The 15,087-nt window shown below is 52.0% G+C and carries 13 protein-coding genes; 6 read left to right on the top strand and 7 right to left on the bottom strand.

Annotated elements, in window-relative coordinates:
- The first annotated feature begins 114 nt into the window (after positions 1-114).
- Positions 115-771, top strand: a complete 657-nt coding sequence (locus AC27N8_RS06280) for a nitroreductase family protein (RefSeq protein ID WP_487065065.1) — start codon at positions 115-117, stop codon at positions 769-771.
- A gap of 363 nt (positions 772-1,134) precedes the next feature.
- Here the strand turns inward: AC27N8_RS06280 and AC27N8_RS06275 are convergent, their stop codons facing one another.
- Together AC27N8_RS06275 and AC27N8_RS06270 are read right to left on the bottom strand one after the other, a co-directional pair.
- Positions 1,135-2,262, bottom strand: coding sequence for an FAD-dependent oxidoreductase (locus tag AC27N8_RS06275; RefSeq protein WP_487065063.1), 1,128 nt, complete (start codon positions 2,260-2,262; stop codon positions 1,135-1,137).
- A 177-nt stretch (positions 2,263-2,439) separates the two neighbouring features.
- Positions 2,440-5,649, bottom strand: a complete 3,210-nt coding sequence (locus tag AC27N8_RS06270; RefSeq protein ID WP_487065061.1) for a winged helix-turn-helix domain-containing protein — start codon at positions 5,647-5,649, stop codon at positions 2,440-2,442.
- A gap of 216 nt (positions 5,650-5,865) precedes the next feature.
- Here AC27N8_RS06270 and AC27N8_RS06265 point away from each other — a divergent pair, with 216 nt between their 5' ends.
- Positions 5,866-7,065, top strand: a complete 1,200-nt coding sequence (locus tag AC27N8_RS06265) for a glycosyltransferase (protein WP_487065059.1) — start codon at positions 5,866-5,868, stop codon at positions 7,063-7,065.
- A 20-nt stretch (positions 7,066-7,085) separates the two neighbouring features.
- Here AC27N8_RS06265 and AC27N8_RS06260 read toward each other — a convergent pair whose 3' ends face one another.
- Positions 7,086-7,448 (bottom strand): response regulator, encoded by a 363-nt coding sequence (locus AC27N8_RS06260; protein ID WP_487065057.1) that lies wholly within the window; start codon positions 7,446-7,448, stop codon positions 7,086-7,088.
- A 292-nt stretch (positions 7,449-7,740) separates the two neighbouring features.
- Between AC27N8_RS06260 and AC27N8_RS06255 the strand changes: the two genes are divergently transcribed.
- Genes AC27N8_RS06255 through AC27N8_RS06245 form a run of 3 tightly spaced genes read left to right on the top strand, consistent with a single transcriptional unit; the run spans position 7,741 to position 9,647 of the window.
- Positions 7,741-8,421 carry an RNA polymerase sigma factor gene (locus AC27N8_RS06255; protein WP_487065055.1) on the top strand — a complete coding sequence of 227 codons (681 nt, stop codon included), beginning with the start codon at positions 7,741-7,743 and terminating at the stop codon, positions 8,419-8,421.
- The gene (locus tag AC27N8_RS06250; protein ID WP_487065053.1) at positions 8,418-8,774 is read left to right on the top strand and encodes an anti-sigma factor family protein; all 357 of its coding nucleotides are present in this window, start codon (positions 8,418-8,420) and stop codon (positions 8,772-8,774) included. The genes AC27N8_RS06255 and AC27N8_RS06250 overlap by 4 nt, the downstream gene beginning before the upstream one ends.
- 36 nt (positions 8,775-8,810) lie before the next feature.
- A complete protein-coding gene (locus tag AC27N8_RS06245) occupies positions 8,811-9,647 on the top strand; it encodes a mechanosensitive ion channel family protein (RefSeq protein WP_487065051.1) in 837 nt (278 codons plus the stop codon).
- Positions 9,648-9,753: 106 nt separating this feature from the next.
- On the opposite strand, the gene AC27N8_RS06240 is transcribed toward AC27N8_RS06245, so the two are convergent.
- Together AC27N8_RS06240 and AC27N8_RS06235 are read right to left on the bottom strand one after the other, a co-directional pair.
- Complete coding sequence (locus AC27N8_RS06240) at positions 9,754-10,677, bottom strand: LLM class flavin-dependent oxidoreductase (protein ID WP_487065049.1); 924 nt, start codon at positions 10,675-10,677, stop codon at positions 9,754-9,756.
- A 90-nt stretch (positions 10,678-10,767) separates the two neighbouring features.
- Positions 10,768-11,601 (bottom strand): alpha/beta fold hydrolase, encoded by an 834-nt coding sequence (locus AC27N8_RS06235; RefSeq protein ID WP_487065047.1) that lies wholly within the window; start codon positions 11,599-11,601, stop codon positions 10,768-10,770.
- A gap of 543 nt (positions 11,602-12,144) precedes the next feature.
- Between AC27N8_RS06235 and AC27N8_RS06230 the strand changes: the two genes are divergently transcribed.
- Entirely contained in the window at positions 12,145-12,768 is a 624-nt protein-coding gene (locus AC27N8_RS06230) for a nitroreductase family protein (protein ID WP_487065045.1), read from the top strand.
- A 98-nt stretch (positions 12,769-12,866) separates the two neighbouring features.
- On the opposite strand, the gene AC27N8_RS06225 is transcribed toward AC27N8_RS06230, so the two are convergent.
- Both AC27N8_RS06225 and AC27N8_RS06220 read right to left on the bottom strand, forming a co-directional pair.
- On the bottom strand, positions 12,867-14,282 hold the full coding sequence (locus tag AC27N8_RS06225; RefSeq protein WP_487065043.1) for a S53 family peptidase: 1,416 nt from the start codon (positions 14,280-14,282) through the stop codon (positions 12,867-12,869).
- 220 nt (positions 14,283-14,502) lie between these two features.
- On the bottom strand, positions 14,503-14,982 hold the full coding sequence (locus AC27N8_RS06220; RefSeq protein WP_487065041.1) for a response regulator transcription factor: 480 nt from the start codon (positions 14,980-14,982) through the stop codon (positions 14,503-14,505).
- Positions 14,983-15,087: the final 105 nt, after the last annotated feature.

The raw sequence follows: 15,087 nt of genomic DNA, 5'->3' as shown, positions 1-15,087 counted from the left end.
TTTCGACCTACCAGCGTAATGTATGATGATGGTAACATCTATCAATGTTGTATAGATAAACATTGTGTCTGTCGGATATGTTCATTGTGGAATAGGGAGAATGGAGTAGGCTTGATGACTTACCTTAATCTTACATCTGATCAATTGCTCTCAACGACTCGTTCTGTGCGTAAGCGTCTCGACCTTGCGCGTCCCGTTGAGCCAGAGGTGATTCGCGAGTGTATTGAATTAGCTGTGCAGGCTCCTAGCGGTAGTAACATGCAGAGGTGGCATTTTGTGATTGTGACCGATCCAGCTAAGAAGTTGGCGGTCGCGGATTTCTATCGGAAGGGTTGGGAGGGGGCCTATGGTGGAACTAGAGCAGCCACCACTGGCACATCCGAGCCAGAAACAGAGAAAGAACGCACTGCTCGGCGTGTCCAGGATTCGGCCCAGTATTTGGCGGATCATATGCACGAGGTGCCCGTGATGATGATCCCTTGTCTGCGTGGACGTGTCGATAACAAACCTGCTGCCGTCCAGGCGGGTTATTGGGGCTCTATCTTGCCGGCTGTCTGGAGCTTTATGCTGGCCGCCAGGGAGCGTGGCCTGGGAACCGTCTGGACCACGTTGCATCTTGGCTATGAGCAGCAGGTAGCAGAAATCCTGGGCATCCCCTATGATAAATTTACGCAGACCTCACTTATCCCCGTAGCCTATACGCTCGGCACAGATTTCAAGCCGGGACCTCGTCAGCCTCTGGATGATATTGTCCATTGGAACGGTTGGTAAAGCTCTCAGCGAAATTCGTTGTGACCAAACGTAGCGTCGTACTATCTCTTCCCCGCATCTTTCTTGTAAGTACCTGTGAAGATCAATGACTGAGATGAATGCTCTTTTTGCCTGTAAAGTACACAAATGTAGCACAGGGGTTTTACGCCCCTGTGAGGTAACCATGCTATATATGCAACATGTTGGCACCCAGAGCCTCTCTCAGGGGAACACCCAGAAGTGATCTTGAGCGCTATGGGAGCTCACAGGGGCGTAAAACCCCTGTGCTACATTTGCATACTTTACAGACAAAAAATGTAAAAGGAATTTTCCCATCGCTTGCATTTCTGTTCTGCAACCCTTCCATGGCTCATGGACATGGCGCTACTGGGCGGCAAAGTGCGCCACCAACTCTTGAGGCGCGGTGGGCGTATAGAAATCGGCAAGCAGTGCGAAGGAATCTACGGCCATAGCGGCACTGCGCGGAAATAACGCCTCTTCGTACACCGCCAGGGCTGCCTCCACATCATGCGGGTGAGACAGCAGAGCCTCGGCCAGTTCGGCACCATCGCGCATAGCGAGATTGGCTCCCTCGCCCGAGGGAGGCATCAAGTGTGCTGCATCCCCCAACAGCGTCACGCCCGGTACACGCTTCCAACTGTGCTCGATTGGCAGGGTATAGAGGTTGCGCAGAAGAAACTCCGTGTCATGCTCGGTAATGAGCGCACGCAGGTGCTCATCCCAGTCGGCAAAGATGTCGACCAGGTGCCGCTGAGCAGACGCAGTGTCTTTCAGGTCGATGCCGGCAGTCGTCAGCCAATGCTCGTCCGTCTTGAGCGTGATCCAAACGGTCAGGTTTCCTGCGCCGTTGCGTTGTGCCAGCAGCCCCTTCTCGTCGGACAACGCTTGCATTGAGCCGCGACCAACCAGCGCGGCAATTTCAGGATGGCGCACATCGATCTCGAAGAGATGCGTCTCGACCCATGAAACGCCCGCGTAGACTGGACGCTCCTCTGATAGCAACGGCCGAACCTTCGACCAGGCTCCATCGGCGCCAATCAATAACGTCGTGGTGAATGTCTCGCCATTAGCTAACTGCACTTCGTAGCGACCCTCCTCCAGCCTGGCGACCCTGCTCACCTTGCTGTTCCAGTGAATGCTCTCGGCTGGCAATGATTGTAGCAGAAGGTCCCGCAGGACCCCTCGATCGATTTCTGGTCGCGTATCGTTGGAACTATGTTGAAAGTGTCTGGCCCCTGTCTTATCCAGGATCAGCATCGTATCGGCCCCCGGAATCACGTGCGCACGAAAAGTCTCAAAGAGCCCTGCACGCTGTAGAGCCATCTGGCCCGACTCCTTATGCATATCCAGGATGCTGCCCTGGTGTCGGACCGTGGGCGAAGCCTCAAGTTCATATACTGCGACATCGACGCCGTGCTGATGCAAGATACTTGCCAGTGTCAGGCCACCCAGGCCACCACCAATAATTGTAATCTGTTGTTGTTCTAACATGAAGTCCCCTTTTCTCTATTACTGTGTCCCCATTAAGGAGGATGTACCCAAAACGCTTGTTGATGAGGAATAGAAGGATATGTGTGTGACACCTTCGTGTTTCGCTCGTCTTTCACAAGTGTAGTGCTGTGGGGCCAGTTCGTCGTACTCCTCAGGGAGTATTTCAGGGAGTATATTTCAGAGCAAGTTCAGCTCGCGTGCTCGTATCACTGCCTGGACGCGATTGGTGATACCTAGCTTGCCAAGAATATGTTTGACATGGCGCTTGGCCGTATTGGGAGTGATGATCAATGCGTCGGCAATCGCCTGATTTGAGGCACCAGAGGCCAGGAGTGTAAGTACATCTTGCTCACGAGGAGTCAAGCGTTCAAGGAGTGACGCCTGACGAGTGGAGGGCAATAAAGGAGGAGAGGCCGTTGACGAGTTATCAGAATTGGACGCTTTGTCATGCTTGATCGCTGCCAGCAAGGTTTGAATGTAGATTGGCGCGACGGAGCCTCGTTGCTGAGGGTGGGCTGCAAGGCTGGAGAGTAGACGTGCCATCAGCTCTCCTTTATCGGCGAAGGTGCGGATGTAGCCTTCTGGCTCGGCCAGTGTCAGGGCATCCCTCAAGTCCGCGTATGCCTGCTGAACATTACCACGGACCTCAAAAGCCATCGCCTTTAGTACGAGTGCCTCGATCAACCAGCCGTTGAAGCCGCGCAACTGGCTGAAATTGCACCATCTATCGAGCCGCTTCAGGACCTCGGTCAGGCTGTGGGGATCCTGTTCACTGTTCGCTTGAGCGATTAACACGTGTGCCAGAGCCATCTGCTGATAGAATTGTTCTGTATCCAGTTGTTCATTGATCTGGTCATCGTTACTCATATGGTACGCGTGTATGCAGCGAAACGCTTCTTCTAGCCTCCCGGCACGCAGCAATATATGCGCTCGCTGCGCGTCAGCATCCGCTCTTAGCGAGGTAGAGATCGTTTCTGTGTTGATCATGTTGTCCAATTCATGCAGCATATGCAACGCCTCATCAACGCGCTCCTGTCCCATAGAGATATTGGCTCGTAACAGATACATCAGGCTGAATATCTCTTCTAGCTTGCTCCCGTGATGATGTGCCTGCAAGACGCGATCAATACTGATTGCGGCGTCATCCAGGCGGTTCCATTCATACAGTAAGCTCACATAATTCGCGTAGACAGAGAACAACATCAGGGGTGGGAGTTTTGTGGCTGCGGGGAGCAGTGGCAGCAGATGTTCGTAGTATTGTGCCATCTTGCGCAGATGTCCCTGTGCTTGATACAGCTCGGTCAGATCGTTGATGGCAATCATACTCAGAAAATGGAAGCCCTCCATCTGCTCTGTGTTGAGACGGACCAGCACCTTCTCTGCAGCGGCGATGTCGCCGCTGGCGCGATAGGTGGCACTCATGGCGATGGCGCTACTGAGTGAGGCGAGCTGACGCAGATAGTGCGCGTCGGCGGGCAAGACGTCCAGTGCAGCCCGACTCTGCTTGATGGCATTGTCGGTGTCGTTGTCCGGCAACGCAGCCACCGCCTCGAAGATTTGGAGCTCACCGCGCAGCTCTCGCCACTCCTGGGTTGTACTTTCATGCTGATGTTCACGCAGATAGCACTCGACCTGCGTCATCACCTCATGCATACGAGTGTCCTGTCCATCAAACAGGAAGGCCCATATAACCGCCAGACAGAGATGCGGATGCGCAAACAGCACCTCATTGGGCAGTTGCTCCGCCCAGTGCTGCAAGGCTGTGAGATCTCCACGCTGGACCATCGTGCGTGCCAGCGGCTCCATCAGATCGGCTGCATGGGAGTAGTCGTTCGCGAGGAGTGCATACTCGATTGCCTGAAACATGAGGTCTTGTTGCTCGTACCAGGCTCCGGCGCGGCGGTACAGCTCGGTTATGATGTTAGGTTCCTGGCGTTGCAGCTGTTCGCGTAGAACGGTCGCAAACAGCGGATGGTAGCGATACCATTGCTCATCGTCGTCGAGGGCACTGATGAACAGGTTGGCCTGCCGCAACTCGGTCAGCATCACCTGCCCGTCAGCTCTCTGGGTGAGCGCGTCACAGAGTGGGCCGCAGAGACGTTCCAGCACGCTGGTGCGCAGCAAAAAGTCGCGCAATTCGACCGGTTGTTGCTGCAACACCTCGTCGCTGAGGTACTCGGTAATAAAGCGATGATTGCCCGCAAAGGTCTTGAGCAGTGCCGCAGGATTGGCACGCCCGCGTAAAGCCAGCGCCAGCAACTGGATACCCGCAATCCATCCCTCGGTGCGCTGTTCAAGGCGCTGCTGGTCGCTGGCATTCAACGTAAGACCCATCTTGCTCAGAAACGCGGCGGTTTCGGTGGGAGCAAAGCGGAGATCCTCGCCACGTACTTCGCTGAGCTGACCACGAGCGCGCAAGCGGGTCAGTGGGAGTGGCGGATCAGAGCGCGTGCCAATCACCAGGCGTAGATGCGGAGGCATGTGATCCAACAGGAAGAGCAGCAGGGTGTGGATTGCCGGAGTCGTAATCAGGTGATAGTCATCCAGGATCAGAACGACCTCCTGCGTGAGATACATAGCGAGATCGTTGATCAAACTCGTCAGCACCTGTTCCACATTGTTCCCTTGTGCCAGGCGCAACAGCGTACGCGCCTGTTGACCGATCCGTGGATCAAAGTGAGCCAGTGCAGCGATGATATACATCAGCACGCGGACCGCATCGTCATCCGCACTCTCCAGTGCCAGCCAGGCAACGTAGGAAACGGGCAATGAACGAGAAGGATGCAGAGGTGAAGAATCTCCTGGTGAACGATCCGCGCTCATATGTTCCTTCGTCGCGCACCACTCCGCGAAGAGGGTGGTTTTGCCCGAGCCAGCGGGGGCCGAGACGAGTGTCAGGAGACTGGCCTCCACGGCACGGTCAAGCAGTGCCAGCACGTGGGGACGCGCAATATGTTGTCTTGAGAGGCGGGGGATGAGCAACTTGGTGAAGACCAGCGTATCCTCCGACATGGCAGTGGTGACATCGCTCGCTGGAAGGTCTACCGACTCATGCTGCTCACTGCGATCAGAGGCATCCAATAGTTGTTGGGCAGCACCGAGCAGGCGTTCGAGACTCAGATCCTCCGACTTGCCCAGATAGCAGCGCAGGAGTTGTCCGTGGCGACGGCTGTACGCACGCCAGTACCAGCTGCCACGTCCATTGCCACTGCGAGCCTTCTGAGCAGTAAAGGTCCCGCTCTCGCTGCTGAAACGAAAGGATATCGCATGTTCCAGCCAGGAGTACCACGCTGCTGTTCCAACGCTGAGATGCTGTTCCTGACCATCTTGCCAGTAGGTAAGAAGCGTGTGAGACACCTCGCCCTTTTGTGCCACCGATTGCTCCATGCGTACTCCTCTCTGTGCATTGTACGTGTGATCCTAACAGTTCCCTAACAACACATTATATCCTATTCCGTTACTACGTCACATCGGAGATGTGTATCCAAAACAGGCTCGCGAAGCTGTGGGTTAGAGCACTACTTGTTTGACGCGATTGTTTAATCCATGACAAAATGACTTTTATAATCGTGAATTTTGTGGGTGAAAGTGAGCAATCGAGCCATGCGCATTATGATTGTGACAGATCAGTATCCTCCAATGGTGGGGGGCGTACCCAATATTACTCATAGCCTGGCGGTTGACTTTGTCAAACGGGGTCATCAGGTCTGGGTTGTGGCTCCGAGTTCGGGAGCGCGGAGCATTCAAAGTCTTGAGCAACAGATCCATGTGAGTCGTTTCTCCTCGTTTGAATGGCCTGCCTATAAAGATCAACGTATCCCATTTCTCCCATTTCTATCGATACGGCGCTTGATCAAGCAGAGTAATCCAGATGTCATCCATGTGCATTCGCCAATTGTGCTGGGGAATATCGCGCAGATCCTGGCGCCGGGCCTGCATAAGCCTGTGATTGTGACAAATCACTATCTGCCCGGTAATGTCCTGAGTCGTGCCGTGCTAGCTGATCCGCTGTGGGGGAAGCCACTCAGCAGTATTACATACTCCTATCTGATCCAATTCTACAATCGCTGCGATTATGTCACGTCTCCGACGCTAATCGCGCTGAACCTCTTGCTTGAACATGGTCTGCGTGTGCCATCGGCGGTGATCTCAAATGGTATCGACCTGCACAGCTATTCGCCCGGTCCAGCGCAGCCGGAGGTCTTGAGGCGTCTGGACTTGCCGGAAGATCGTCCGATTATTTTACATGTCAACCGTTTGAGTCCCGAGAAGCGTATCGAGGTGCTCCTCGACGCTCTGGTCCAGATGAAGCAACAGGCTCATCTGGCTTTAGTGAGCTCTGGTCCAGCGGAGGCTGAGCTGCGTGCGTATGTAGATCGTCTTCAGCTCAATGATCGTGTCAGTTTTCTGGGCTATATCAATGATGCCGACCTGATCCCATTACGCCGTCTCTCGCGTCTCTTCGTCGTCCCCTCGGAGGCCGAGTTGCAGAGTATGGCGCTGATGGAGGCGATGGCTTGTGGCTTGCCCGTGGTTGCAGCGCATGCGTACGCGCTGCCCGAATTGGTTCATCATCAACGCAATGGCTTCCTGTTTGCTCCTGGGAATAGTGAGGAGATGGCATTGCGCATTGATCAGCTGTTGTGCGACGAGCAGCTACATGCAAAGATGGGAGAGGAGAGCCTGCACATCATTGCCGAGCATGACCGTCACAAGATTCTGGGTCAGTGGGAAGATCTCTATCATCGTCTGGCGCTGGAATTTCAGACCACACAGAAGCAACGTCTCAGCGCCTCGCGATAAAAATCTTCCGCTTCTGCTTATTACTGGTCGCCGAGATGACTATGGACGGCCTGGAGGAGAGTCTCTATATCAAAGGGTTTGGCTATCACCGAGACCTGACGCTGTCCTCGCAGATCTTCGAGATTGGATGTAGCGCTGAGTAGGATTGTTGGCACCGTTTGCAAGTCTGGTATCGCATGCAAGCGATCATAGAGATCGAGTCCATTCATGCTTGGCAGAAGATAGTCGATAAGAATAAGATTGGGATTAATGTGTTCAACCATATTAAGTGCTTCAAAGCCGGTCGATGCTAGCAGCACAAGATGTGGCGTCTCCGACTGAATGGCGAGGCGCAGTAGCTCGCTGATAGCTTCATCGTCTTCGATAATAAGAATCGTTTTCATGATACTGAGGTCCCTTTATCCTGCCCGATAGGCTGTTTGAGAAGATATGCATGGATGCAGATGACCTCATCATCTGCATCAGCACGTCAGAGAAATATAGTAGTGCCGTGAAGAGCACCTTCAATGTATACTTATGGTGAATATAGTTGATTAGACGCCACCCTGATAAAAAAGTCACGCTGTTGAATCCTGCATTGTCTTCCTGCATACAACTAGACAATGCCGTGATGCATTGCTATACTACTCTCGTTCATACCACATAACTCGTCTTGGAAAGGTAGAGGCTGCGTTGATGAATGAAGATAGCGGACTCTCAGATGAGGCATTAGTCAAACGGTGTCAGGCAGAGCTTCCCACATACACCGAGAGTTACGAAATTTTGGTGCAGAGACATATGGATCGTGTCTATACGATTGTCTATCGCATGGTTCCGAATCGAGAAGATGCTGAAGAGATTACGCAAGACATCTTTGTCAAAGTGTTTCACTCAATCGAGACGTTTGAATTTGCGTCTTCCTTCTCGACCTGGCTGTATCGTGTTGCCGTTAACAGCGCCATTGATGGATCGCAAAAATTGAGGCGGCGCGGGATTCACTTCTTTGCGGCTCCCAATGATCGCAACGGCCAGGCCGAAGATCGCAGCGATCCATTGGAGAGTCAGGCTTCATCCAATCCGGGACCCGAAGAAAAAGTTTTGCAACAGGAGCAGCGGGATTGTATCAATCGCGTCTTTCGTGCGCTGGATCGCGAACAGGTGCGCGTGCTGGTTATGCGCGATGTAGAGGATTTTAGTTATGATGAGATCGCCGCTTCTCTTGAAACTGGTTTGAGCGCCGCCAAGATGCGTATACATCGGGCTCGGCTGGCCTTCCAGCAACTCTTTCTCCAACTCTGTGATCAGACGCGTCTGGCATTCTCTGTGACATTGCAGCAGCAATCGTCGTCTCAGAGACAGAAAGGAAAGCGTCCATGAACTGTGAAGAGCTAAGCCGTCTCATCCCGGATATTGTAGATGACCTCATCCCTGAAGTGCTGCGTCCCGAAGTTGATGAGGCGATTGCCAACTGCCCGGAATGTCGACAGGAGATAGAAATGACACGGCAGGTGCGTACCGTGTTGACCACCATCCAGACGAATTATCCACAGATGACCGTTCCCGCAGGCTTTGAGAGGAATTTGCTGGCCCGTATTCAGCAGCGTCAGCATGGTTTAGAACTCCTTGATCTGTCATCCAAGGCCTTTGGAGAATGGCTCGTCGAATGGATTAATCTCATTGGTGGACTGATCAGCATACTCGGAGTCCAGCAGCCTGGACGCGACGTATAGTTGAGATCTGCATTTTAGATAAAGGAGTATACCGGCATGACCCTCCAACCAGTTATCCAAGCGCTCACGAAGATTCTGTCCGACATTCTGGATTTTTTGCCCAGGCTCGTGAATGGTGTGCTACTTTTGCTGATTGGCTATCTGCTAAGCGTGCTGGTCCGCTGGATCGTGCGCTTTATTTTTCGTCGTATGCAGCTCGATCAACTCTTCGAGCGTACTGGCATTACCCATACCGTCCACGGCTTTGGAGTGCGCTTTCCCATCTCCGACATTCTCACGCAAATCATCTTCTTCTTCATACTGCTCAGCTTTGCGAACTCCGCCGCCAGCCTGATGGGCTTCACGACCGCTGTTGATCTCTTACACAGCCTCTTTGCATTTATTCCCCGAGCTATCAGCGCTACCATCATTATCATTTTAGGCTCCATGATCGCGCACTTTTTGGGAGGAACGATTGAAGCCATCTCCCGTAGTGTTCGTATCAGCTACGGTCGAGCCCTCGGGAGAGTAATCGAATATACTATCGTAGCCTTTGTGATCATTCTGGCGCTCTCTACTCTGGGAGTTGATACAACGATCCTGACAACTGGTCTGGCTCTGGTAGTCGCTTCCGCTGGCCTGGCGCTCGCTTTGACCTTTGCCTTCGGCTCGCGTGAGGCGGCGCATCATGTTATCGCAGGCTTCTATGTGCGGCAAAGATTTCCCACCGGCCAACGCCTGACCTTTGATAATTATAGCGGAATTGTACGCTCAACCTCCGGCGCCTATACCGTATTAGAGATCAGCACCGAAGCAGGAACAGCCCAGACAGTTTCATTGCCCAACGCCCTCCTGCTTCAGCGAGCCATCATCGGCCAGGATGAACCCCAGTAGCGTCGCACGCTCGCGTGCGATGTCCCACTCGACGTACGAGACTGCACGCCACGCTGGCCAGCTTGATCGTACGAGCTACTGGGACATCGCACGCGAGCGTGCGACGCTACTTGTTGAGGGCGGGGAGCACTTCGTGGGCGAGCATCTCGACTGTTGTCAGCTCTCTGTGAAAGCCGCCGGCTGAGATCATAAAGTAGTCGAAACCAGCCTCGATCAATGTGTGGAACTGCTCAGCTACTTGTGCCGGTGTTCCTACCAGCCCGGGGCTGAATGGGCCTGTATGTTTGGCCGCTATCTCTTTCGCTTCGTCTTCTGTGGGAGCACAACATCTCGTGACCATGGCGGTACGGCGTACAGTTTTGGGATCGCGTCCTATCGCTTCGCAAGCAGCATCCAGAGCTTTTGAGAGCTCTTTGGCTCTTGGTAAAGCATCCAACGTATCGATGCCTGTATTCCACCAATCGGCATGGCGAGCGACCAGACGTAGCATGCGTGGTTGGAAGCCTGCAATCAGTATCGGTGGCTGTGGCTCGGGGTGTGGGAGGCAATAGGCATCGGTCACTTGATGATACTTCCCTTCAAAAGTGACTTTATCCTGGCTCCAGAGCGCTTTGATAATCTGTAACTGCTCATCTAATTCGCTCACGCGCTGACCGGCAGGCGGAAAGGGAATATGATAGGATTTAGCCTCTTCCTCCGCCCAGCCTGCGCCTATCCCCAGGATGAAGTTACCCTGACTGGCATATTGGAGCGTGGCGGCCATTTTTGCCAGCAGTGCAGGATTTCGAAAAAGCTGGCAGAGGACCAGATGTCCATATTTTAATTCTGGATGTAAGGCTGCCAGATAGGTTAACATTGTCCAGCCTTCGAAGATCGGTCGATCACCAAATTGCACATGGTCAGCTATCCAGACAGAATCAAAGTGCCCTGAGATGGTATCAAGTGCAGCACGCTGTTGTTTGAGGTACTCCTGACGCGGAAGATCGGCGGGATTGATAGGGGTCAACAGACCAAATTGAACTTTTGACATGAATACTTCTTTCTGTTGCTGTTAAATATGGGATTGTCATATCTGGCTCTTTTATCGCCCTTATTATTCTATCATTTTGAGAGAGAAGCCTTATAATGTGTGCCTTTGTAAGAATTGATCAACGATTACGTTGAACTCGCCAGGTTTTTCCATGACTAATGTGTGACCTGTATCAGGGATGATGACGAGTTCTGACGTAGCCACTTGCGTCTTGAGCAGGTTGCCAATACGATGAATATCGGAAGTATCTTGATCTCCAAGCACAATCAGAGTGGGTGCTTGGATTTCAGCGAGACGACCAAGCGCAGGAGGCTCTAGCTCAAGTATCTCCATCCGTGATGTGTTGAGCGCAAAGGTGTGTATGACCATTTCACGAATGCGTTTTCTGAGTGTAGGAGGCATCTGCTCGGGAGTACGATGGGGACCATCCGTCCACATCACTGTGAATATCTCGGCCATAAGATCTATCTTTCTTTCCATGGCTGCTTGTTGGAGCTCCTTGCCACGCTCGTGCGTCCACTCATCCAGAAATGTGTAGCCACTCACGCCAGGAGAGACTGCTACGAGGCTCTGGACCATATCTGGATAGGCAATTGCCATGTCGATAGCAATACGCGCTCCGCCCGAGAGTCCCACGAGCGAAGCTCGCGGAATTGCCAGCGCCTGGAGGAGGTGATAGAGGTCTTGATAAAGTACGTAGGGCTCTGTTGATGGTAGATCCTGACTATTGCCGGAGCGCCGTACATCATAACGAATCGTCTGATAATGTTGTGCAAAGAATTGGAACTGCGCGTCCCACATACGCCTATCGAGGAAGCCTCCATGCAGCAAGATGAGCGGGGCACCCTCACCCGCCATCTCGTAGAATAGCCTCGCGCCAGGAACCTCCGCAAACGAGCTCTTAACCTCTTTGGTTTCGGACATAAAGATATCCTCCACGATGTAAATGATGATTATGCGTAGAACATGTTCTCTATGAAATATATCAGAGGCAAGGCTTTTTGTGCAAGAGATTTTTGCTCATGAGGGGCAGAGCTATCCAGATAAGCACGTTTATTTTCGTCATATCATCGAATCACCTTTGATAAGCATGCTCAAAACAAACTTGACTTTGGATTCAAAAGTGGTGTATACTATGTTTAAGTTAGTGCCAGTATTTATATTAGTGTATTTTGCATCGAAGCTCAACTGAGCACATTGTCCCCATTCTTATCCTCAGGCTGAGGTGAGAGGTTTTCCTATGCACTGCCATATCGTTTGGTGTGGTTTTGTCGGATTTCATATGTCGATGTTGACTGGGAGTGTGGATAGAGATCCTTGATGCATAGTGTTCCGCTGATATGTTGTCCTCCTCTATTTGGATAGAGCGTTTTTGTGAGGACAGATATCAGCTATGCCAGGGCATTACAGCCAACGTAGTGCCAGATGTACATCCAGATACTTTTTATGTACATTGAAGGGAATATTATGACAACCAATATCGACGTTCCTTTTCGCAAGCCAGCAGAAGCCGACCATCCGATTCACGAGTTAATTAGCGAGCGCTGGAGTCCCCGTGCATTTTCTACTCAGCCAGTTGAAGAAGAGAAGTTACATAGCCTCTTTGAAGCTGCTCGTTGGGCGGCTTCAACGGCCAACCTACAGCCCTGGAATTTTCTCTTTGCTACCCGGACCAATCAGGAAGATCATGATCGCATTCTGGAAACTCTGACACCCAATAACTCTGGATGGGCAAAAGAAGTTCCTGTGCTGATTGTTACGGTCGCTAAATTGTATCCATTTGCGGGCAAAGAGCGCAATAGCTACTACGATTTGGGGATGGCCGTGGAAAATCTTGTGATTCAAGCCGGACACCTTGGCCTGGTCACGCACCAGATGGGTGGATTTGATGGTGATAAAGCACGTGAGCTGTTGCTTATCCCTGAAGGTTATGTGCCGGTGTCCGTGATCGCACTTGGTTATCCTGGTTCGCCCGACAAATTGCATCCCACGCTGCGCGAGCGCGAACTGGCTCCGCGCGTGCGCAAGCCTCTCAGTGAGTTTGTCTTTGAAGGCACCTGGAAACAGCCTGCTCCAGATGCCAACATCTAACGCGACTGAGCAGTACGTCCCCATTCTGTCCTGAGAAGATAGAATGGGGACGTACATTGGCTAGATTGTCAAACAGCAGTGTGTCTCACTACTTGGGATTAAAGGCCGCTACCATCGCCTGACTGCACGTATTTAGCCAGTAAGCCAAGCAGGTTATTGACCTGTGGTGTTCCGACACCTGTGACCGGGTCCCAACCGGTGTTGGCCGCATATCCTGGGAGGTAGACCTGATTTCCTGTCTGATCAAAGATAATCACTGAATTGTCGCCAGTGGTAATATCATTGAAGCCTTTGGTGTATGAGCTGCTCTGCAAAATGCGGTAGATGCTGCTATTCAGGAAGCCGAGACGCTTGCCCGCTTTCTGATTCGCGAGCGCGGCGATGGCTGCCCAGGCCGGTGCACCGACACTTGTGCCTCCAACTGGTACAATCAGGGTCGCTCCACTTTCGCTGAAGACGACCGGGACGCCTGTGTTTGGATCAGCTACCCACGCGACGTCGGGTATGCCGCGATGTGGATTATTGGTAACGCTATTCTGATAGGCTGGTCGTGGGAAATAGGTGCTGAAGCCTCCACCGGTTCCCCCTTCATTATTGACATCGTTCCAGGTGGTTTCTCCGATATATTTGCCGGAGGCGTCAAGGTTGAGTGAGGTGCCGCCCACACTGGTGACGAGTGGATCAGCTGCGATTTCATTAATTCCCTGTGCATAGACCTCTATCCCATCAGGACCGTTCGGGCAGGATGCGATGGCCGCTCCACTGTCTCCTGTTGAGACCATGATGCTGACCTTTTTCGCCTGTGCCTCGCTGTAGATTTGATGTTGAAGCTGTGTATAAGCGGGGCTAAAACAACTCTCGCCTGAACCGTAGCTGATGTCGATGCTGTCGCCGAGGTTGTTATCGAGCGCATATTTCACCGCTTTGAAGAAATCGGTGAAGAACTGCTCATCTGTCGTGTCGAGGCTGGGATCGCCGGTTACGACAAGATCGATGGTGGCATCGGGGGCGATGGCGTGCGCGGTTTCTATATCCAGAGCGGTCTCTACGTAGGCTCCATTGACTGGAGGCAGACCGAACGGAGCGAAGACGTTCAATTTAGGATCTTTTAATCCGTAGAGTTGATCATATAAATGTATATCACTCTGGAGCGTCGGACTTGAGGAAGCATCGATGATGACAATCGTGCGCCCTTTCCCCGTTTCTCCCGCTTTCGTGATGCCGTACGCTTGGTTGATCTGCTGCGGACTGTAGCAGCGAGGTGCTATCCCGCTTGTCAGGCAGGGAGGAATACTCTGATTGGTGGTAGCCGAGACGACTTTTCCATTCTTGAGCGCAATTTTCTGTGCATATTGCCTCAGAGGTTTAGCGGTAATCGTTTTGCTGATATCGAAGTTTGATGTCTTGGATGCAGCGGCAAATGTATTCTGTCCTGTGCTCGCCAGTAGTGCCAGTAGTGTGGCCAGTATGATGGAAGCGCGCGTTAAATGGCGAAGAATATGTCCATTCTTCATGAATATGCTTCTCCTTACATCCTTATAACTGGAATGACATTCAGCTATCCACCGATCACATTATCTTTACATGTGTATATAGTACTTTATGTCTATTTAAAAGATGTTCTTTCCGATCTCGATGGATGTGATCATAGTATAGAATAAGATGTGCTTTGAAGACATTAGGATTGTGTCGCAAATCTGTCGCAGATCTGTCGCAACGTGTAGAAGTGAATTTTTACGCCTGCCATTCTCGCCGCAGCCGATAACCGACTCCTCGCACAGTTTCAATCGTCTCGCTCAGCGGAGCCAGCTTCCGCCGGATACGTAGCATTGCATTATCTATAGAGCGATCGCCATCGATATATGTTTGTTTCCAGATCACCGCTTGCACGTAGGCGCGGCTGAATGTTCTGCCCGGATGGCTGAGTAGGAGATGGACAAGGTTGAATTCGGTGGGACTGAGCTTGATGGTCTCACCATTCCAGGTAATGATATGTGCCAGAGGATCAAGCTCGATGGGACCATAGGTAACAATCTCGTTGTTGCAGTCGGGATGTGTTTCCAGGACGATTTCGTCGGGGAGCATCCCTTGATAGAATGGAAGCCCTCGATTACCTTCCTGGGCGATAAACACATGGTACGCGTGTGCTTCTAGTTCTTCTTTGATCACAGATGCGAGCTCAACTGAGCCTTCCACAATTAGAACTATAGCCATTTTCATCTACTCCTTTTATTGCTAAACAGTTCCCTGAGAATCATCCAAAGTTCTCAAAAAGTGCCACCCTCATTACTACTCGTTTCGCCACCAGAAATTTACACA

The sequence above is a fragment of the Dictyobacter sp. Z7_2 genome, from assembly GCF_057551105.1.
This window is presented reverse-complemented; position numbering and strand designations above follow the sequence as displayed.